This is a genomic window from candidate division TA06 bacterium B3_TA06, from assembly GCA_005223075.1.
Taxonomy (GTDB): domain Bacteria; phylum Hydrothermota; class Tepidihabitantia; order B3-TA06; family B3-TA06; genus B3-TA06.
Map to the genome: position 1 here is coordinate 53,881 of NJBO01000012.1, position 17,549 is coordinate 71,429.

Here is a 17,549-nt window from a genome sequence, read left to right on the forward strand (position 1 = left end):
ATTTTGACCTCTGTCAAGTCTTTTGAGTAAAATTAACATCCTTCGCATCACCCCACAATTGCTCAAGTTCATAAAATGAACGCGTCTTGGGAAGGAAAAGATGGACTATCACCTCAACGAAATCCAAAAGAATCCAATCCCCTCCACCCAGCCCCTCAATATGATGCAAACCCCAATCCTTTTTGCTCTTCAGACGCAACTCCTCTGCGAGGGTTCGGTTGTGGACGCTTGAGGAAGCCGTGGCAAAAACGAAAAAATCCGTAACATCCGAAAGCCTACGAACATCAAGGATGCGGACATCCTCCGCCTTCTTCTCAACAAGCAGTCTTGCGACCTTCTTGACAAAAGCGCCGCTTAATTTCACTGGATGGTCTCCACGGTATCCGGGAGATACTTCCCGTAATCCTCGCCGATGATAAGCGTTACCGAGACAGGGGAAAGTGAGTCAAGTAACTGGGTTACATCAGTTTCATCAAGCCTGAGTGTGCGCGCCAGCAGCCGGGCATTTGTGTTCGTGGGACTGCGACGCTCCACGATTATTGTCTGAGGAAAGTGGCCCTTAGCGTCCCCTATACCCAGGATATCGTATCCCTTGCCACGCAGATAAGCCCTGGCGCGTCGGGCAACACCGGCCTCACCACACCCATTGAGTATCTCGACACGAACAGACCCCACGACCTGTGGCCTCGCAACCCTTTCCCCCTTAGTTAAAAGGTAGTATGCAATAGAAGCCGCTGCTCCCACAACAAGGAGCACAAGGACTACGAGGATGAACTTTTTGATCGCAACCCCTTTATACAGCTGTTGCCTTCTATCACTGTATCTTCCAAGGTAACGAAAGGACCTACGCGAGATCCAGAACCGATACGTGTAGACCCTCTGAGTACTGTTCTGCCGTTCACCTGGGCCCCAGCGGCCAACTCGACCTCGCTGTCTGCAAACACCATAAGGGGATTCTGTATCCTGGCCCCTGCGCGTCGCCAACGAGAAAGAAGCCGGCGGCGAAAAATATCCTCCACCCGCTTGAGTGCCGCGGGATCGTTGACACCCATCAGTTCGCTGCTGTCCTCTATCTTAAGAGCCTCCACACGCATTTCCACCTCAACAAGCATGGCGACCACATCTGTCAAGTAATACTCACCCGTGGCAGGGCTGGGCTCAACACGTTCGAGCATATCAAACAAAAGGTTTGACTCGAAGATATATGTACCGGAGTTAATCTCACGGATCGCTCGCTGGGCCGAAGATGCATCCTTATCCTCCACGATCCGGCGGACGGTGCCATCGCCGTTACGCACTATACGTCCGTATCCTGAGGGATCAGGAAACTCTGTGGAGAGCAAGGTAGCTGCTGCTCCGCGCGACTGATGCGACGCTATCATGTCAGAGAGGGTTCCCGAACGGAGAAGTGGAACGTCCCCGCATAGAACCATAACCCTGCGGGTCGTGACTTCATCTCGACAACGTCTAACCGCATCTGCCGTACCCAAAGCCTCGGGCTGAATGATATAACGGATGCCCTCGTCACTAAGTTCCTGACTGATCACCTCGTGTCCCTTCGGATCCACCACCACAAGCAGATGCTCCGGAGAAAAACGCTGCACCGTTAGCAGGATATGTGAAATCATGGGCCGCCCAAGCAAGGGACGCATCACCTTAGGGGTAGCCCCCCTCATCCGCTTACCACTACCAGCAGCCAGGATGATGAATGTCACGTCTTCTCCAGCGGACTGTTATCGGAATCCACCTTGATAATAAGAGGGGTTATGCTCTCAGAAACCTCAAGGTATACAAACGCCATCACTATCAATCTATCACCTATCTCGCCAAGCCTTGCGGCTCCGCCTTTTAACCAACACGCGCCCTCTTCCTCCTCCTCGATAAGGTATGTTTCAAACCGTTTGCCATTGGCGAGATTAACGACCAAGACCCGCTCGCCAGCAGCAAGACCCGCTTCTTTTATGAGGGCTCTTGAAAGTCCCAAGCTCCCTTCATATTCGAGATTCTTCCCGGTCACTCGAACCGGATACAGCTTGACTTGAAGAAACGCTCGCAGCACCTATCCAGACTTCTGTTTGGAGGTTGGCTTCTTCTTCGCTGCGGCGGGCTTGCGCTCCTTGCCGGCTTCTTTCTTAGGAGATTTCGCTTTGGCTTTAGGTTTGGCCTTCGACTTACCGATTTCCCTTGCCGGCGATTTCGCAGCGGTCTTCGTTGCTTGCTTGGTCTTCTTCGCTTTCTTGGTCTCTCCCTTTACGGCCATCTCAAGAACAGCCATCTGGGCCCCGTCCCCAGGTCGTGATCCCAGCATAAAGATCCGTGTGAAACCGCTCGCGCGGTCCTCAAAACGCGGAGATATCTCGCCGAAGAGGCGGGCTACCAGTTCGTGATCGCCAAGATGTACGTAAGCGTATCGTCGTGCTGCAAGATCATCGCGGCGGCTTCGGCTCACCAGCCTTTCGGCTAATCGCTGAGCAGCCTTGGCCTTAGTCAGGGTGGTTTTGATGCTCTCGTAAAGAAACAACGAACGCACAAGCGATTGCACCAACGCTTTCCGATGCGCACGCGGACGCCCAAGTTTTGAGAGATCTTTCCTATGCCTCATCTTTGTTACCCTCTTTTGTCTCCTCCTCGGTTGGCTGCTTGGCAAACTCGGCACCAATGCCCTTCAACCGAGAGCGCAACGTGGAGAAGGAACGAGGCTTTATATCACCCCACTCTTTAATCTCTTCCTCGGTATAACCAACGAGCTCAGCAACCGTCTTTATGCCGTGATCTGCCAAGGCCTTCTTAACCGTCTGTGGCACATCCAAAGACTCCACCAACACCTCGTTCCAGGTGGATTCTTCTGCCTCCCCGGACTCAGCCAAACTAGCCTGAGGGTCAATAATCTTAGAAAGGGCCTCGACATGACTCCTAAGGAGCTCCGCTGTTTGAACAAGTGTCTCCTCAGGGGTAACACTGCCGTCGGTGGCGACCTCAAAGACTACCTGCTCGTAGTCGGTCCGCTCTCCGTAGCGCACATTGGCTACGTCAATCTTCACCTGACGAACAGGCGAGTAGAAGGCATCGAGGAAGATCGTCCCGGATGGCTCAGCGGGCGAACGCTTCTTCACCAACTCCTGACTTTCATAACCCCTCCCACGCTCAACCTTTATCTCCATGTGAACTGGACGGTCTTTTGCGCTAAGGGTAAGGATTGGAGTATCGGTGTTTACAAGTTCCAGGTTTGGGGGCAACTCGAGGTCTGCCCCGGTGTATTCTCGGGGTTCTGCTGCATGCAGACGGGCGTATTCAAAATCTACACCTTCGAGCTTGAAGCGCAGTTTCTTCACGTTCAGAACGATCAATGGCACGTCCTCCAGCACCCCGTCGATACTGGAGAACTCATGAATAACCCCATCTATTCGCAGTTGCGTAGGCGCCGCACCCTCAACCGAGGAAAGCATCGCACGGCGCAGTACCGTCCCCATTGTCCAACCCCACCCACGCGCCAACGGACTCAAAGTAAAACGACCGAAGGTATCGGTGAGCGTCTCCCGGTCCACCGCAACCGCTTCGGCAATCTTTATGAATCTAGTTCGCTCAGACACTAACCCCTCCATTACTTGGAGTAGAGCCCAACGACGAGCTGGGTATTAATCGGGATATCGGCTACATCCTCAGCCGCCGGAAGACGCTCAATCTGCGCCTTCTTGCCGCCACTGTCAGCAGAAAGCCAGGGGACTAACTTCGTTGTATCAACAAGCTCGGCACGTTCCTGCGCAGAAGCCCCCTCCGGCTTACGCAGTTCTATCTGATCCGCTGCCTTCACAAGATAGGAAGTGATATCCACCTTGTGTCCAGAAACGGCTATATGCCCGTGACGAACCATCTGCCTGGCCTGTGGACGACTCTGAGCCCAACCGATCCGGTAGACAACGTTATCCAACCTGCGTTCCAGGAGCAGCAAAAGCCCAATAGCCGGATTGCCACGTTTCGCCGCCATCTTGAAGAAACGGCGGAACTGGCCCTCGAACATCCCATACATAAGACGCAGTTTCTGTTTCTCCTTAAGCTGAAGGGCGTAAGCCGAGGCGCGCCTGCTGTAGCGCGATCTCTCCTTTGCACCACGACGAGAAAGAGCGCACTTCTCAGACAGACAACGCTCGCCCTTCAGAAAGAGCTTCTCGCCCTCACGGCGGCACCTCTTGCAGGATGGTGATAGATCTCGAGCCATAGCCCCTCCTAGATTCGCCGCTGTTTAGGTGGCCTGCAACCGTTGTGAGGGATAGGGGTTGTATCCACGATCTTGGTGATCTGCAGCCCTGCGTTTTGAATGGAGCGAATAGCAGCCTCACGACCGGGTCCCGGACCCTTAACATAAACCTCAACCTTCTTGAGACCCCGCGAAGCAGCATCACGTGCGGCTGATTCCGTTGCCTGCTGGGCTGCAAAAGGTGTGCCTTTCTTGGCTCCCTTAAAACCTATACATCCGCCTGAAGTCCAAACGAGGATATTGCCCTCAAAATCGCCGATCGAGACTATCGTGTTATTGAAGGTTGCAGATATCTTAACGATTCCCACCTCGGGAAATCGCTTCTTCTTGCGACGAGCTCTCTTTCTGGCCAACAATCCTCCTAGGCTTTCTTCTTCTTAAGCACACCGCTTGTTTTCTTAGGACCCTTGCGGGTGCGGGCATTCGTATGCGTGCGCTGTCCTCGAACCGGTAGACCCATCTTGTGGCGAGTACCTCTATAGCAGTTGATCTCCACTAAACGCTTGATATCAGCTGCCACCTCCACACGAAGGCTACCCTCAATCTTGTAGTTCTCTTCAATCTCCTTACGAATCAGGGTTAACTCCTTCTCATCCAGATCCTTGGCCTTCTTGCGTGGATCAACGCCGGTCCTTGCAAGGATCTTTTTAGAAGTAGAAAGTCCGATACCGTAGATATAGGGCAGGGCGTATGCAATCGCCTTGCCAGAAGGCAGATCCACACCAGCAATCCTTGCCATCCGGGCTCCTAACCCTGCCTCTGTTTGTGTTTAGGGTTGCGCTTGCAGATCACAAACACCCTTCCATGGCGCTTGACGATCTTGCAGTGCATACACCTTTTCTTTACAGACGATTTAACTTTCATACCAAAAACTCCTTCCAGCATTTACTTAAACCTGTAAACAATCCGGCCACGGGTAAGATCGTAGGGCGAAAGCTCCACGAGCACCCGATCGCCCGGAAGGATCTTGATGTAGTGCATACGCATCTTGCCTGAAAGATGCGCCAGCACCCTGAAACCGTTATCCAACTCCACCCTGAAGGTCGCGTTTGGCAACGCTTCTACAACCGATCCTTCGGTTTGAATCAAATCCTTTTTAGACATAACTCGTTAATATCTCCGCTCCGTTTTCGGTAACCGCAATGGTATGCTCGAAGTGGGCTGAGCTTTTCCCGTCGGCTGTAACCACGGTCCAGCGATCCTCGCAAAGCTTAACCTTACCGATTCCCAGGGTAAGCATCGGTTCTATAGCTATCGTCATACCCTCCTGGAGACGAGGGCCGACACCGGCAGGGCCGAAGTTGGGGATATTGGGCTCCTCGTGCAGGGCAAGTCCTGTCCCGTGCCCGAAGTAATCACGCACCACCGCAAGACCGGCGGCTCTCGCCACCTCTTCAACAGCATGGCTTATGTCACCCACCCTATTCCCTGGCCTTGCCTGCTTGATCCCTGCCTGTAACGCTTTGCTGGTCACCTCCATCAATCGCTTAACATCTCCGTTAACATCTCCAACAGGAATGCTTCTGGCCGAATCCGCGATAAAACCGTCCTTTGTAACCCCAGCATCTACCTTCACCAGATCACCCTCCTTGATAACCCGATCCCCAGGGATCCCGTGAATCACCTCTTCATTTATGCTTATGCATGCAGCGGCAGGAAACCCACGATACCCCTTGAAGGTAGGCTCAGCACCCTGGGAACGTATAAACTCCTCAATCACCGCATCCAGGACGGCTGTCGTGCAACCCGGCAGCGCTTTCTTGGAAACCAAATCCAAAGCCCGCGCCAATATCCTGCCTGCGCGGCGGATGCCTTCGATCTCTGCATCGGATTTAATCACTATGCCGGACACAGCTCGCCTCGAATCCTCTCAAGAACCTTATCGCCCGATAGATTACCATCCACTCTTAGGAGCTCACGAGCGAAGTAATCAACTAAAGGTGCCGTCTCCCTCAAGTATACCTGGTAGCGATCGCGGATCACCTCCTCGGTATCATCCTTTCGACGGATGAGTGTGGTGCTACAATTATCACAAACCCCGTCTTTCTTCGGGGGCTTAAACCGCATGTTGTATATCTCCCCACACCCAGGACATACCCGCCTCGAAGTTAAACGAGATGTGATGGTTTCTTCTGACGCATCGAGGTAGATAACGTGCAGATCATCCTCTGCGGATACGAGTGAACGCAATCCTGCAGCTTGCCTTGTGGTGCGGGGGAAGCCGTCAAAGAGCACACCTTCCGGATGGGCCGCAAGGAACTCTTGCGCAAGTGCAAGGATCATTTCATCATCCACCAATCGTCCCGCCTCAACATCTGCCTTGACCTTCTCGCCGAGCTTGCTTTTCGCATCAATCGCCGCACGCAACGCGTCACCGGTCACAAAAACGGCAACCCCCAAGTGCTCGGATAAAGATGTGGCCAGGGTGCCCTTACCGGAACCAGGAGGGCCCAGAAGCACAACAACCCTCAACGTCTTCCCCTGAGTTTCGTCCCCTTGAGCAACCCCTCGTAAGATCGCATGAGAAGGTGAGATTCTATCTGCTGGATCGTATCAAGCGCAACACCCACTATGATAAGGTAGGTCGTGCCTCCGAAGAAGAAACTTACACCAAGCCCCTTTATAAGCCACCAGGGCATAAGGGCCACAAGGGCAAGGAAGATGGCCCCAGGAAGTGTGATACGGGTAAGCACCGTGTTTATGTACTCGGCTGTTCTTACACCCGGACGTATGCCGGGTACGAACCCGCCCATACGCTTCATGTTGTTGGCGATATCCTGTGGGTTGAAGACGATCGAGGTGTAGAAGTAGGCGAAGAAGATGATGAAGAGGGCGTAGAGGCCGTCGTAAAGCGGGCGCCCAGGCTGAAGCAAAAGCTGCAACCCCTCGGTAAAGTTCGTCTTGCCGAAGAAAGCGGCAACGGTCCCAGGGATCATTATGATACTCTGGGCAAATATGATCGGGATCACACCTGCGGTGTTTACCCGCAGAGGGATGAAGGTAGACTGGCCTCCGTAAATCCTTCTTCCTATGACCCGTCTGGGATACTGAACAGGTATCTTGCGTACCGCCTGGGTCATAAGAACCATGGCACCGAAGGTGAAAACAATCACGGCAACAAGCACCACCAAAACGAACCAGGAGATCTCCCCGGCCGCAACCTGCTGGATGGTACGACCCAAATCAGTAGGGATACGATCAAGACAACCGATGAAGATGAGAAAGCTTATACCGTTACCGATGCCCTTCTCCGTGATCAGCTCACCGATCCACATGAGGAAGATAGTGCCCGTTGTCAGGGTAAAGATGGTAAGTATTCGCAGTATAAACCCAGTCTGCGAAACAAGAGGTACAACCCGACCGTCAGGAAGCGCCACAGGCGGCTGACCTTCGAGGAATACCGCAATCCCTATAGCGTAAAGGAAAGCCAGGAGAACCGTAAAGTAGCGAGTGTACTGGTTGACCTTGCGTCGTCCTTCTTCATCTTGCTGTAACTTCTGCAGCTTCGGGAACACCGAGCCCAGGATCTGGAACATAATCGAGGCGGAGATGTAGGGCATCACCCCGAGAGCAAACACGGACGCACGCGCGAGTGCGCCGCCCACAAAGAGATCGTAAAGTCCGAAGACAGTGCCCCTCATCTGGCTGAGAAGAATACCCACAGCTTGAGGGTTAAGGCCCGGTGTAGGGATATGAGTTCCGAGGCGGTAAACCACCACCATAAGCAAGGTGAAGAGGACCTTCTTTCTGAGATCCGGGATCTTGAAGATGTTCCCTATGCCTTGCATCATGGGTTCACCTCCAGCTTGCCTCCGGCCTTTTCGACAATCTTTTGTGCCTTTGCAGAGGCTGCATGCACCTTTATCTCAAGCGGCTGTTTAAGTTCGCCTCGAGCCAGAAGCTTCACCGGGCGATCGCTGTGACGAATGCAACCATGTTTGGCAAGGCTCTCTGGGGTAACAGGCTCGGCCGGGTCCCACGATGCGAGGCGAACAAAGTTGATAACCTGGTAGCGACGCCTTCGGCTCCCCTTGGCCCGGTGCATACGATTTATCTTCTTGCCCTTCTGCATGCCGCGTTTGGGGATACGCCGCATAAGCGGCATCTGTCCACCCTCAAACTTCGGGCCATGCTCTTTGCCGGAACGCTGCCCAGCCCCTTTGTTGCCGCGACCGCAGGTTCCACCCCTGCCTGATGCCGGGCCTGTCCCCAAACGCCTGCGCCGCTTATGAGCCTTGGGGTGCCTCTTAAGCAGCTCAGCCATCTGCAACCTCCTCTACCCTAACAAGATGCGCAACCCTTGCTATCATCCCACGGATCACCGGCGTATCCTCATGGATACGGCTCGCTCCGCGACGGCGCAACCCCAAGGCGCGCGCATTCTTTTTATGCACGGGCTTTGAATCAATCAGGCTGCGTTCAAGCGTTACCTTCAGCTTCTTACCCTTTGCTGGCATCCCTTCGCTCCGTAAAGTAAGAGATCGGTTTGTTGCGGAGACGGGCTGTCTCTTCAAGGCTACGAACACCCTTTAGAGCCTGAATAGTTGCCATGGCCAGGTTGTAGGGGGTATGCGCGCCCAATGACTTGGTAAGCGCATCCTTAAAACCACACATCTGGAGGACGGCCTTTACCGGAAGGGTTGCAACAAGTCCTGTTCCCGCTGAAGCTGGTTTAAGGATCACCTTGCTGGCGGAAAAACGTGCCCCGGCCTGGTGAGCAAGGGTTCTACCAAAAGACACATTGGTCATGGATTTGCGAGCCTGCTCACGCCCTTTGGCTACGGCGATAGCCACCTCGCCCGCCTTCCCGTGACCTACTCCAACGTGCCCGGCACCGTCTCCTACAACAACCGTGGCCGAGAGCTTGAAGTTCTTTCCGCCCTTAACCACCTTGGTCACACGCTTAATCTCTATCACCTGGTCGAGCAAATCATCCTGGGGGGTCATCATCTTTGACCTATCTCTAAACATGCTAGAACTCCAGTCCTTCCTTGCGGGCGGCTTCGGCCAGAGCCTTCACCCTGCCGTGATACTTAAAGCCCGCCCGATCAAACACTATCCGAGCAACCCCGCGTTTCTTAAGTTCCCCTGCAAGAAGCTTCCCAACGGCTGCGGCTTGAGCCTTCTTGTCTCCCTCGACACCAAGCTCCCTGAAGGCAGGTGAAAGCGATGAAACACCTGTCAATACACGACCTTCGTAGTCGTCTACCACCTGAGCGTAGATGTGACGGTTGGAACGGAACACAACCACCCTGGGCCGCTTGGAAGTTCCTTTGAGCCTGTGACGGATATGCAGATGACGTCTGCGGCGACCGAGTTGCTTAACCCTCTTCATTCCTCGACCACTACAGCACGCTTGCCAAGTTTGCGACGAACATACTCGTCCTTGTAGCGAATCCCTTTGCCCTTGTAAGGCTCAGGAGGACGAAGACGCCTGATGTCTGCCGCTACCTGCCCAACAAGCTGTTTGTCCATCCCCTTAATCGTTATATCTGCTATCCAGTCCTTGTCTTCGCGCGAACGCGGTTCGAATATCTCCGCCTCGATACCCTGGGGGAGCTCAAAGACAACGTTGTGGGTATAACCCAGCGAAAGGTTAAGTTTGCGCCCTTCCTTCTGCACCTTGTATCCTGTTCCTCGCAGGGTCAAGACCTTCCTAAACCCCTGGGTAACACCGGTGACGGCGTTGGAGAGCAACGCCACAGCAAGACCAAGCATGGCCTTGTTTTCCGGCGTGATAGTATAGGAAAGCTTCAGGGCTCCATCCTCCTCTTTAACCGCAATACCGGGAACAAAGCCGACATCCAAATCACCCTTTGGCCCTTTGATTGCGTATCCTTGCTCTCCCTGACCAAAGCTTACGCCCTCTGGCAGGGCTATCGGCTTAAATGAGGCCCGTGCCATCACCATACCTCGCAGACAACTTCTCCGCCTACATTCAGCCTTCGCGCCTGACGGTCAGACATCATACCCTGTGAGGTGGAGATTACCGCTGTACCCAGGCCGTTACGGACCCAGGGGAGTTCCTTAGCCTTACGGTAAACCCTTCTGGACTGTTTGGAAGCCCGCTTTAAGCCTCTTATAACGCTTTCTCCCTGAGCGGAGTACTTAAGCTGAATAAGTATCTTCGGGGGCCAGTCCTTGTCAAGAACCTGGAAGTTACTGATGTAGCCTTCCTCCAGGAGTATCCGGGAAAGCTCCTGCCTCAGGCGTGATACCGGTATAGCGACTTCCTTCTTATGCGTGAGGACCGCATTCCGTATCGCGGTAAGGTAATCACCTATAACGTCCATAGCCTTTCCCTACCAGCTTGCCTTTTTAACGCCTGGTATCTCACCGCGCAGGGCCAGCTCTCGAAAACAGATCCGGCAAAGTCCGAACTTGCGATAGTAAGCCCGCGGACGCCCACAGCGCCCGCAACGGTTGTATTTACGCACCTTGAACTTCGGCTCGCGCTTCTGCTTGTTGATCAATGCCAGTTTCGCCACGTTACTCCTTTCGGAAGGGCATGCCGAGATGTCCCAGCAAAGCCTGCGCTTCATCGTCTCGTTTCGCGGTGGTGACAATCGTTACATCCATACCGAAGATTTTCTTTACCTTATCCCTTTCGATCTCCGGGAAGATAAGCTGCTCCCGCAGGCCCAAGGTATAGGCTCCACGGCCGTCAAACGAGTTGGGCGAGAACCCTCGAAAGTCACGGATCTGAGTGGCTGCGAAGTTGAAAAACCTCTCCAGGAAGTGGTAGGCGCGCTCTCCGCGCAGGGTAACGTGAGCACCTACGATCATCCCCTTACGAAGCCTGAAGTTGGAGATCGCCCTCTTGGCCTTGGTTATGCTAGGACGCTGACCAGTGATCATTGCGAGATCCGCAACTATGGGTTCAATCAGTTTGGAGTCCTGCGCAGCCTCTCCAGCGCCAACGTGAACCACAACCTTCTTGATGCGAGGAACCTGCATAACGTTGCTGTAACCGAACTCCTTCTTCAGTGCAGTAACAACCTTCTTGCGGTAATGATCGCGTAAGATGCTCATGAACCTACCTCCCCACCACAGCTTTTACAGACCCGGACCCGCCTATCACCGCGGCGTTCCAAATGAACACGGCTGGGTCTCGAGCACCTCGGGCAAACAAGCATCACGTTGGAGCGATCCATAAAGGCCGGCTTATCGATAATGCCGCCGGGCTTCCTTGCGCCAGAGGCACGCTCATGTCTCTTGACCATGTTTATTCCCTCGATCTTAACGCGGCCTTTCCTGGCATCCACCTCAATCACCTTGCCCTGACGACCTTTGTCGTCGCCGGAGATAACCTCGACCAGATCGCCCTTGCGTATCGAGAGCCTCATTACACCACCTCCGGGGCGAGCGATATGATCTTCGAGAAGTTGCGCTCACGAAGTTCGCGCGCCACAGGACCGAATATGCGAGTGCCCTTGGGTTGTTTGTTCTCGTCGATTATCACACACGCGTTATCGTCAAAACGCACGTAGCTGCCGTCCGGACGGGATATCTCCTTACGTGTCCTAACTATGACCGCCTTGGCCTTGTCACCCTTACGGATTGATGCCGTGGGAAGAGAAGACTTTACTGCGATGACGACAATGTCGCCAACACCCGCATAACGCCTGCGTGTGCCGCCCAGCACCTTAATCACGCGCGCGGTCTTTGCTCCGGTGTTATCGCTGATCACCAATCGTGAGTTGTCCTGAATCATCTCTCCTCTCCCACTACCCTGATCACACGGAAGTGCTTGAGTTTGGAGAGCGGTCGAGTCTCTTCGATCTCTACGCGATCCCCCACCTTGCAGCGGTTCTCTTCGTCATGGACGTGGTATCTGTGCCTCTTGGTTATATATTTCTTGTAGGTAGGGTGCATAGCTTTACGAGACACCTGCACAACAACAGTCTTTTCGGGTTTATCAGAGATAACCTCGCCTATGAGCCTTTTACGCGGGCTCATTTTCTCCCCTTGGATGTCTTTACGGATCTCGACTTAGTTTTGGAAGCCTCATTGGCAGTAGTATTTTTTGTGGTGGAAGCCTTGGACTTAGTTGAGGTTTTCTTTTTTGCGGCAGAGTTCTTGGCAGGGGCTTTCTTCTCAGGCTTGGTTTCAGCCTTCTTTGTCTCCCTTTGACTCTTCTTAGGCAACTGGATCAGACCAAGTTTGTCCTCACGAAGTATCGTCTGAATCCTTGCGATGTCACGACGGATCGCACGCAAACGCAGCGCGTTTGGGAGCTCCTCTGTGGGACGACGCAAGCGCAGCCGGAACTCTTCTTCGCGAAGCTCTCGAACCTCGTGGTCGAGCTCTTCACGGGTCATGGAACGGAGTTCAGATGCCTTCATAATGGATCCCCTCTTCACGCTTTATAATCTTAGTTTTTACGGGCAGCTTGCTTGAGGCTTCCTTAAGAACGGCGCACGACGCCTCATCGGAGAGCCCCTCAATCTCAAAGATGATCCGGCCCGGCTTGATAGGGGCCACCCAGAACTCAGGCGCGCCCTTGCCCTTACCCATCCGCACCTCAAGCGGTTTCTTGCTGACGGGCTTGTCCGGGAATACCCGGATCCAAAGCTTGCCGTCCTTTCTGAGCTTTTTGGTCAGGACCACACGACTGGCCTCAATCTGACGAGCAGTCAACCAGCAGGGCTCTATAGCCATGAGGGCATACTCACCGAAGGAGATTCGAGAACCTGCGGTCGCCTTGCCCTTCATTCGACCGCGCTGCTGCTTACGCCATTTGCTACGTCGAGGCATCAACATGGTTACTTTCCCCAGGTCTCGGCTGCGCCGCCCTTGCAGATCCAGACCTTAACCCCAATCGTACCTGCGATCGTGTAGGCGGTTTCCTGCGCGTAGTCGATATCTGCCGCAAGTGTCTGAAGTGGAACCTGACCGGCCCATTGCCGTTCACTGCGGGCAATCTCGGCGCCACCTAGACGACCGGATACGACGACCTTGATCCCGCGAGCGCCCAGCTTCATCGCCTGGATTACAGCACGACGCATAGCCCTGCGGTGAGCAACACGAGCCTCAAGCTGGGTCGCGATCATGCGAGCCACGACGCGACTCTCGAGCTCAGGCACCCGGACAACCTCAACATAGATGCTAATCGGCTTACCAACAAGCTGCTTCAGCTCTTCAGATAAAGCCTCAAGGTTGGCCCGCCTCTGCCCGATCACCATACCAGGACGGGCAGTAGAGATCGTCACCGCAATCTTGGTGCCCACGCGACGAACAACCAAATTGGAGACTGCGGCATCGGCAAGTTTGGTATAGATGTAGCGCTTGATCCGAATATCTTCGGCCAGGTGCTCGGCATAGTGCCTCTCGTCAAACCACTGGGATTGCCACTCCTTAGTGTAGCCGAGCCTGAATCCGTAGGGGTGAACCTTCTGTCCCATTATTCTGTCCTCTTTTCGTCGGATATCTTTACCGTAAGATGAGCAAATCTTTTACGTATAATCACCCCGCGACCGCGAGGAGCAGCACGCAGCCTCCTCATTATGGGCCCGGTGTCCGCACGAGCATCCACCACAAAGTAACCCTGGCGCTCAAACTTCGCCTTACCCAATCTGGATTCGGCGTTGGCGATAGCCGACCTAAGGGTCTTGAGGATCGGTTCCTTGCTCGGCTTGTTAAGGAACGCGAGTATCCTGAGGGCCTCGTCCACCTGTCGACCGCGAATCAACCCTAAGATCCTCGTAAACTTCTTTGCAGATCCGCGAACGAACCTTGCACGTGCAATCACCTCGCTCATCTCTTCTTCCTTCTAGTTTCACTTGCCTCTTTCTTTCCGCCGTGATGGCCGCGATAGGTACGTGTAGGCGCAAACTCACCCAGCTTGTGACCGACCATCTGTTCGGTGATGTAGACCGGTATAAACTTGCGTCCGTTATGCACCGCTATCGTATGCCCCACAAACTCCGGGGGTACTGTGGAACGCCGCGCCCACGTGCGGATCACCTTCTTCTGCTTGCGGGTATCCAGCGCCATCACCTTCCCAAGGAGCCCCTCATCCACATAGGGGCCTTTCTTGAGCGAACGTCCCACTACTTCCTCCTTTTAACGATCAGGCGGTTTGAGGCTTTCTTCCTGTTCCGCGTCTTCTTACCCTTGGCGATCAATCCGGTGCGCGAACAAGGCGGACGGCCACCCGATGCCTTACCTTCCCCGCCGCCCATGGGATGATCCACTGGGTTCATGGCGACGGCACGAGTCCGAGGACGCCTGCCCATGTGACGCCTTCTGCCTGCCTTACCCAGGCTTACCTTTCCATGCTCAGGGTTGGAAACACGACCTATCGTAGCATAACATGAGGTGTTAAAGAGCCTCACCTCCCCTGAGGGGAGCTTGAGGAACGCACGCTCCCCCTCCTTTGCAAGTATCTGGGCCGACGAACCAGCGCTCCGAACCATACGTCCCTTGGTGCGGGGGAATATCTGAAGATTGTGAATCTCGATCCCCACCGGAATATTTAAAAGCGGCATTGCATTCCCCAAACGAAGAGGGGCCTCAGGCCCTGCAACAACCTGATCGCCTCTCGCAAGCCCGTCAGGTGCGAGTATATATCGGTACTCGCCGTCCCGATGACACACCAACGCGATGTTGGCGGTGCGATTAGGATCGTACTGAATAGATACGACCTTAGCCGCAATACCTATCTTGTCGTCTCGCTTGAAGTCTATAATGCGGTAGTGCCGCTTCTGGCCACCCCCGCGATGTGGTGCGGTGATACGCCCCTGGTTGTTGCGACCGCCCGTCTTACGCAAGGGCTCAAGCAGAGATTTGTGGGGCTTAGTGCTGGAGACCTCTTTATCGTAAAGCACCTCGTAGGAGCGGCGTCCAGGTGTAATTGGCTTGTACTTCTTAACTCGTGATACTACTCGTCCCATCAGGCTCCTCCTGCGAGCTCCTCGATACGCTCGCCCTTGGCCAGCCTCACCACAGCCTTCTTCCAATCCGAGCGTTTACCTTCAAACCGACCGAGGCGCTTGCGTTTGCCCTTGACCTTCATGATATTAACGTCCTTAACGTGAACATGGAACAGCTCCTCAACCGCTGCACGCACTTGGTACTTATTAGCGTCTATGGCAACCGCTAAGATGTACTGCCCATTCTCATCTCGTGCTATAAGAGACTTTTCGGTTACTATAGGATGGCGAATTACAAACCTGGGGTCACTCATCTGTACCTCTCAACGAGCGGCTTGCAAGCCGACTTAAACAGAACAAGCTTCTGGCGACGCCAGACTGCGTAGGCGTTAAGATCGGCCTCTGTCATCAGATCCAAAGCGGGTATGTTGCGTGAGGCACGAACAAGTTCTGGTGAGTACTCTCGCGCTACAACAAGCATAGAGCCAGATTCCTTCTCTCGGACAGGCGCCAGAGCCTGGACCACAAACCTGGTCTTGGGTTCTTCAAGTTCAATATCCTCCATGACCACAACGTTGCCTGTCTGCAGCTTCTGCTTTAAGGCCTCAAGCAAGGCACGACGACGCATCTTCGCGGGCAACCCCTTTCGATAGCTTCGAGGCGTGGGGCCGTGCGCCACACCACCGTGCACACGGGTCGGAGAACGTCTTGCCCCCACCCTTGCTCGCCCCAGATGCTTCTGAGGGAAAAGCTTGCGTGAGGAACCCTCTACTTCACCTCTAGACTTAGTCTTGGCGGTTCCCTTGCGCATGTTAGCCCGATAGGTCTCTACCGCCTCCCAGAGAAGCGTCTCGTTCACCGGGGCGGCGAAAATCTCGTCGGGGAACTCCACAGTTCCGGCCTGGTTGCCGTCTGCTTTGAGGACTTTGATCTTCATGGTGCCGTCTTCTTTATTGCAAGGAAACCACCTACAGGACCGGGAACCGATCCCTTGAGGTAGAGAAGTTGACGCTCGGCATCCACTTTAACCACGCGAAGATTCCGAATGGTCTGCTGCTCGTTTCCGTAATGTCCTGGCATGCGGCTTCCCTTCCAGATCCTGCCTGGTGAGGTTCCAGGACCGACGGAGCCAACACGGCGGTGGTGATTTGACCCGTGGGTTCGAGGCCCCCCGTGCCAGTTATGGCGCTTCATCCCCCCGGCAAAACCTCGTCCCTTGGTCCAGCCGACCACGTCCACCCTGTCACCGGGTTCAAACATAGCCACGTCAAGTTTCTTACCGGGCGTGACGTTATCTTCAAATTCTCCTCGCACCTCAATCACCCTGGCCGGCACATGACCAAGACCAGCCTTCTTGAGGTGTCCGCGCAGAGGCTTGGTTGCGCGCTTGCGGCGGCCTATACCCAGCTGCAAGGCGGCATAGCCGTCGCGTTCGACGGTCTTGCGCTGGACTACGTGACATGAGTCTGTCTCTACAAGGGTAACAGAAGTCACCTTGCGACCGTCGGCATAAACCCTACTCATTCCGAGCTTACGTCCAAGCATTGCTTCCATGAGCGTTCCTATCCCTTCACTGAGTGTATCTCGATCTCAACACCTGCAGGAACCTCAAGACGCATGAGAGCATCCACCATCTCGGAAGTGGCCTCGCCTATCTCGATAAGACGCTTGTGTACCTTGAACTCGAACTGCTCGCGGCTGCGCTTGTCGATGTGCGGCGAACGCAGAACCGTGTAGAGCGAACGACGCGTCGGCAGAGGTATAGGACCCGAGACCTTGGCACCCGTCCGCTTGGCGATATCCACTATGTCCTTTGCCGACTGATCGAGAATCCTGTAGTCGTAGGCCTTCAGCTTGATACGAATCTTCTCTATACCAGCCATCACTCCACTACCTTGGTGACTACGCCCGCGCCTACGGTGCGACCACCCTCTCGGATCGCAAACCGGGAACCGTCCTCCAATGCAACGTCGGAGATAAGCTCCACCGTCAGTTCAACGTTGTCGCCTGGCATCACCATCTCTACTCCATCCGGAAGCGCAACAGAACCCGTAACGTCCGTAGTACGAATGTAGAACTGAGGACGATAACCGGCAAAGAACGGACTGTGACGTCCGCCCTCCTCCTTCTTTAATACGTACACCTGTCCGGCAAACTTCACATGAGGCGTAATCGAACCCGGCTTGGCTACCACCATACCACGAGCCACCTCGTCCTTGTCTACACCGCGCAAAAGAATACCAACGTTGTCTCCAGCTATAGCCTCGTCCAATATCTTGCGGAACATCTCAAGACTGGTAGCTACAGTCTTGCGGTGCATACCGAAGCCGATAAGCTCTACCTCGTCGCCAGGAACAATCCTACCGCGCTCCACCTTACCCGTTACCACCGTGCCGCGACCCGTAATAGAAAAGATGTCC

The 17,549-nt window shown here is 54.4% G+C and carries 36 protein-coding genes; all 36 read right to left on the minus strand.

The window, feature by feature from the left end:
* Positions 1 to 13 precede the first annotated feature (13 nt).
* Positions 14 to 364 (minus strand): ribosome silencing factor, encoded by a 351-nt coding sequence (rsfS, locus tag CEE36_07855; protein ID TKJ41958.1) that lies wholly within the window; start codon positions 362 to 364, stop codon positions 14 to 16.
* The gene (locus CEE36_07860; protein ID TKJ41959.1) at positions 361 to 984 is read right to left on the minus strand and encodes a hypothetical protein; all 624 of its coding nucleotides are present in this window, start codon (positions 982 to 984) and stop codon (positions 361 to 363) included. The genes rsfS and CEE36_07860 overlap by 4 nt, the downstream gene beginning before the upstream one ends.
* Positions 762 to 1,715, minus strand: coding sequence for a hypothetical protein (locus tag CEE36_07865; protein TKJ41960.1), 954 nt, complete (start codon positions 1,713 to 1,715; stop codon positions 762 to 764). The genes CEE36_07860 and CEE36_07865 overlap by 223 nt, the downstream gene beginning before the upstream one ends.
* Positions 1,712 to 2,059, minus strand: a complete 348-nt coding sequence (locus tag CEE36_07870) for an aspartate 1-decarboxylase (protein TKJ41961.1) — start codon at positions 2,057 to 2,059, stop codon at positions 1,712 to 1,714. The genes CEE36_07865 and CEE36_07870 overlap by 4 nt, the downstream gene beginning before the upstream one ends.
* Positions 2,060 to 2,602 carry a 50S ribosomal protein L17 gene (locus tag CEE36_07875; protein TKJ41962.1) on the minus strand — a complete coding sequence of 181 codons (543 nt, stop codon included), beginning with the start codon at positions 2,600 to 2,602 and terminating at the stop codon, positions 2,060 to 2,062. It abuts the gene before it with no gap.
* Positions 2,592 to 3,602 carry a DNA-directed RNA polymerase subunit alpha gene (gene rpoA, locus CEE36_07880; GenBank protein TKJ41963.1) on the minus strand — a complete coding sequence of 337 codons (1,011 nt, stop codon included), beginning with the start codon at positions 3,600 to 3,602 and terminating at the stop codon, positions 2,592 to 2,594. The genes CEE36_07875 and rpoA overlap by 11 nt, the downstream gene beginning before the upstream one ends.
* Positions 3,602 to 4,216, minus strand: coding sequence for a 30S ribosomal protein S4 (locus CEE36_07885; protein ID TKJ41964.1), 615 nt, complete (start codon positions 4,214 to 4,216; stop codon positions 3,602 to 3,604). Before CEE36_07885 ends, rpoA begins: the two co-directional genes overlap by 1 nt.
* A gap of 8 nt (positions 4,217 to 4,224) precedes the next feature.
* Entirely contained in the window at positions 4,225 to 4,611 is a 387-nt protein-coding gene (locus CEE36_07890) for a 30S ribosomal protein S11 (GenBank protein ID TKJ41965.1), read from the minus strand.
* A 5-nt stretch (positions 4,612 to 4,616) separates the two neighbouring features.
* On the minus strand, positions 4,617 to 4,994 hold the full coding sequence (locus tag CEE36_07895; protein TKJ41966.1) for a 30S ribosomal protein S13: 378 nt from the start codon (positions 4,992 to 4,994) through the stop codon (positions 4,617 to 4,619).
* An 8-nt stretch (positions 4,995 to 5,002) separates the two neighbouring features.
* Positions 5,003 to 5,119, minus strand: a complete 117-nt coding sequence (locus tag CEE36_07900) for a 50S ribosomal protein L36 (protein TKJ41967.1) — start codon at positions 5,117 to 5,119, stop codon at positions 5,003 to 5,005.
* Positions 5,120 to 5,140: 21 nt separating this feature from the next.
* Positions 5,141 to 5,359 (minus strand): translation initiation factor IF-1, encoded by a 219-nt coding sequence (locus tag CEE36_07905; protein ID TKJ41968.1) that lies wholly within the window; start codon positions 5,357 to 5,359, stop codon positions 5,141 to 5,143.
* Positions 5,352 to 6,107, minus strand: coding sequence for a type I methionyl aminopeptidase (gene map / locus CEE36_07910; protein ID TKJ41969.1), 756 nt, complete (start codon positions 6,105 to 6,107; stop codon positions 5,352 to 5,354). Before map ends, CEE36_07905 begins: the two co-directional genes overlap by 8 nt.
* Positions 6,095 to 6,790, minus strand: a complete 696-nt coding sequence (locus tag CEE36_07915) for an adenylate kinase (protein TKJ41970.1) — start codon at positions 6,788 to 6,790, stop codon at positions 6,095 to 6,097. The genes map and CEE36_07915 overlap by 13 nt, the downstream gene beginning before the upstream one ends.
* A complete protein-coding gene (locus tag CEE36_07920) occupies positions 6,724 to 8,046 on the minus strand; it encodes a preprotein translocase subunit SecY (GenBank protein TKJ41971.1) in 1,323 nt (440 codons plus the stop codon). The genes CEE36_07915 and CEE36_07920 overlap by 67 nt, the downstream gene beginning before the upstream one ends.
* A complete protein-coding gene (locus tag CEE36_07925) occupies positions 8,043 to 8,519 on the minus strand; it encodes a 50S ribosomal protein L15 (protein ID TKJ41972.1) in 477 nt (158 codons plus the stop codon). Before CEE36_07925 ends, CEE36_07920 begins: the two co-directional genes overlap by 4 nt.
* Complete coding sequence (locus CEE36_07930; protein ID TKJ41973.1) at positions 8,512 to 8,712, minus strand: 50S ribosomal protein L30; 201 nt, start codon at positions 8,710 to 8,712, stop codon at positions 8,512 to 8,514. The genes CEE36_07925 and CEE36_07930 overlap by 8 nt, the downstream gene beginning before the upstream one ends.
* Complete coding sequence (locus CEE36_07935) at positions 8,696 to 9,226, minus strand: 30S ribosomal protein S5 (protein ID TKJ41974.1); 531 nt, start codon at positions 9,224 to 9,226, stop codon at positions 8,696 to 8,698. The genes CEE36_07930 and CEE36_07935 overlap by 17 nt, the downstream gene beginning before the upstream one ends.
* A 1-nt stretch (position 9,227) precedes the next feature.
* A complete protein-coding gene (locus tag CEE36_07940; GenBank protein TKJ41975.1) occupies positions 9,228 to 9,590 on the minus strand; it encodes a 50S ribosomal protein L18 in 363 nt (120 codons plus the stop codon).
* Positions 9,587 to 10,159: a 50S ribosomal protein L6 gene (locus CEE36_07945; GenBank protein ID TKJ41996.1), complete on the minus strand. Its 573-nt coding sequence runs from the start codon at positions 10,157 to 10,159 to the stop codon at positions 9,587 to 9,589. Before CEE36_07945 ends, CEE36_07940 begins: the two co-directional genes overlap by 4 nt.
* Complete coding sequence (gene rpsH / locus CEE36_07950; protein ID TKJ41976.1) at positions 10,159 to 10,548, minus strand: 30S ribosomal protein S8; 390 nt, start codon at positions 10,546 to 10,548, stop codon at positions 10,159 to 10,161. Before rpsH ends, CEE36_07945 begins: the two co-directional genes overlap by 1 nt.
* 9 nt (positions 10,549 to 10,557) lie before the next feature.
* Positions 10,558 to 10,743, minus strand: coding sequence for a type Z 30S ribosomal protein S14 (locus tag CEE36_07955; protein ID TKJ41977.1), 186 nt, complete (start codon positions 10,741 to 10,743; stop codon positions 10,558 to 10,560).
* A gap of 1 nt (position 10,744) precedes the next feature.
* A complete protein-coding gene (locus tag CEE36_07960; protein ID TKJ41978.1) occupies positions 10,745 to 11,287 on the minus strand; it encodes a 50S ribosomal protein L5 in 543 nt (180 codons plus the stop codon).
* Positions 11,284 to 11,601, minus strand: a complete 318-nt coding sequence (locus CEE36_07965) for a 50S ribosomal protein L24 (GenBank protein ID TKJ41979.1) — start codon at positions 11,599 to 11,601, stop codon at positions 11,284 to 11,286. The genes CEE36_07960 and CEE36_07965 overlap by 4 nt, the downstream gene beginning before the upstream one ends.
* Positions 11,601 to 11,969, minus strand: a complete 369-nt coding sequence (locus CEE36_07970; protein ID TKJ41980.1) for a 50S ribosomal protein L14 — start codon at positions 11,967 to 11,969, stop codon at positions 11,601 to 11,603. Before CEE36_07970 ends, CEE36_07965 begins: the two co-directional genes overlap by 1 nt.
* Positions 11,966 to 12,229 carry a 30S ribosomal protein S17 gene (rpsQ, locus tag CEE36_07975; protein ID TKJ41981.1) on the minus strand — a complete coding sequence of 88 codons (264 nt, stop codon included), beginning with the start codon at positions 12,227 to 12,229 and terminating at the stop codon, positions 11,966 to 11,968. The genes CEE36_07970 and rpsQ overlap by 4 nt, the downstream gene beginning before the upstream one ends.
* A complete protein-coding gene (locus tag CEE36_07980) occupies positions 12,211 to 12,600 on the minus strand; it encodes a 50S ribosomal protein L29 (GenBank protein ID TKJ41982.1) in 390 nt (129 codons plus the stop codon). Before CEE36_07980 ends, rpsQ begins: the two co-directional genes overlap by 19 nt.
* The gene (locus CEE36_07985) at positions 12,587 to 13,018 is read right to left on the minus strand and encodes a 50S ribosomal protein L16 (GenBank protein TKJ41983.1); all 432 of its coding nucleotides are present in this window, start codon (positions 13,016 to 13,018) and stop codon (positions 12,587 to 12,589) included. The genes CEE36_07980 and CEE36_07985 overlap by 14 nt, the downstream gene beginning before the upstream one ends.
* A 2-nt stretch (positions 13,019 to 13,020) precedes the next feature.
* The gene (locus CEE36_07990) at positions 13,021 to 13,659 is read right to left on the minus strand and encodes a 30S ribosomal protein S3 (GenBank protein ID TKJ41984.1); all 639 of its coding nucleotides are present in this window, start codon (positions 13,657 to 13,659) and stop codon (positions 13,021 to 13,023) included.
* Entirely contained in the window at positions 13,659 to 14,015 is a 357-nt protein-coding gene (locus CEE36_07995) for a 50S ribosomal protein L22 (protein TKJ41985.1), read from the minus strand. Before CEE36_07995 ends, CEE36_07990 begins: the two co-directional genes overlap by 1 nt.
* The gene (locus tag CEE36_08000; GenBank protein ID TKJ41986.1) at positions 14,012 to 14,308 is read right to left on the minus strand and encodes a 30S ribosomal protein S19; all 297 of its coding nucleotides are present in this window, start codon (positions 14,306 to 14,308) and stop codon (positions 14,012 to 14,014) included. Before CEE36_08000 ends, CEE36_07995 begins: the two co-directional genes overlap by 4 nt.
* Positions 14,308 to 15,150, minus strand: a complete 843-nt coding sequence (locus CEE36_08005) for a 50S ribosomal protein L2 (GenBank protein ID TKJ41987.1) — start codon at positions 15,148 to 15,150, stop codon at positions 14,308 to 14,310. The genes CEE36_08000 and CEE36_08005 overlap by 1 nt, the downstream gene beginning before the upstream one ends.
* Entirely contained in the window at positions 15,150 to 15,443 is a 294-nt protein-coding gene (locus CEE36_08010) for a 50S ribosomal protein L23 (protein ID TKJ41988.1), read from the minus strand. Before CEE36_08010 ends, CEE36_08005 begins: the two co-directional genes overlap by 1 nt.
* Complete coding sequence (locus CEE36_08015) at positions 15,440 to 16,066, minus strand: 50S ribosomal protein L4 (GenBank protein TKJ41989.1); 627 nt, start codon at positions 16,064 to 16,066, stop codon at positions 15,440 to 15,442. The genes CEE36_08010 and CEE36_08015 overlap by 4 nt, the downstream gene beginning before the upstream one ends.
* Positions 16,063 to 16,683 (minus strand): 50S ribosomal protein L3, encoded by a 621-nt coding sequence (locus CEE36_08020; protein TKJ41990.1) that lies wholly within the window; start codon positions 16,681 to 16,683, stop codon positions 16,063 to 16,065. The genes CEE36_08015 and CEE36_08020 overlap by 4 nt, the downstream gene beginning before the upstream one ends.
* A gap of 8 nt (positions 16,684 to 16,691) precedes the next feature.
* Positions 16,692 to 17,012 (minus strand): 30S ribosomal protein S10, encoded by a 321-nt coding sequence (locus CEE36_08025; protein ID TKJ41991.1) that lies wholly within the window; start codon positions 17,010 to 17,012, stop codon positions 16,692 to 16,694.
* The coding region (gene tuf / locus CEE36_08030; GenBank protein ID TKJ41997.1) for an elongation factor Tu at positions 17,012 to 17,549 on the minus strand (538 nt) is incomplete at its 5' end. The genes tuf and CEE36_08025, both read right to left, overlap by 1 nt.